Here is a 320-nt window from a genome sequence, read left to right as displayed (position 1 = left end):
CCTCGAAAAGCTGTACAACAAGAACCAACTGTTACCAAGAATGCGTCAGGAGTTTGAAGAAAACTCCGGTATTGATTTCAAAGCCTTCTTTGCACATATAGGCATTGATTACAAATTTGGCATTGATGCAATGGTTCAAATGGCTCTGCATAAGCGAGCTGACCTACCAACATTAGTTGGTACATTGCGTCATCACTGCAAATCTGCACAGGAAGTAGCAGACAACCTTTTTAAGATGGCAAGTGAGGATTGCTTTAACTTTGACCCGACCATCGACAAGTTCATTGTCATTTATACAATCAGCGATGACGTACAGCATG

Annotated in this window: 1 protein-coding gene; it reads left to right on the top strand. The window is 41.6% G+C overall.

The genetic code is table 11. From position 1 onward, the window contains the following. Positions 1-320, top strand: a 320-nt coding sequence (locus Y882_RS20480; protein ID WP_211259266.1) for a hypothetical protein, incomplete at both ends; no start/stop codon positions are given.

Origin of the sequence: Dyella japonica DSM 16301 (genome assembly GCF_001010355.1) — a bacterium.
Classification (GTDB): Bacteria; Pseudomonadota; Gammaproteobacteria; order Xanthomonadales; family Rhodanobacteraceae; genus Dyella; species Dyella japonica.
This window is presented reverse-complemented; position numbering and strand designations above follow the sequence as displayed.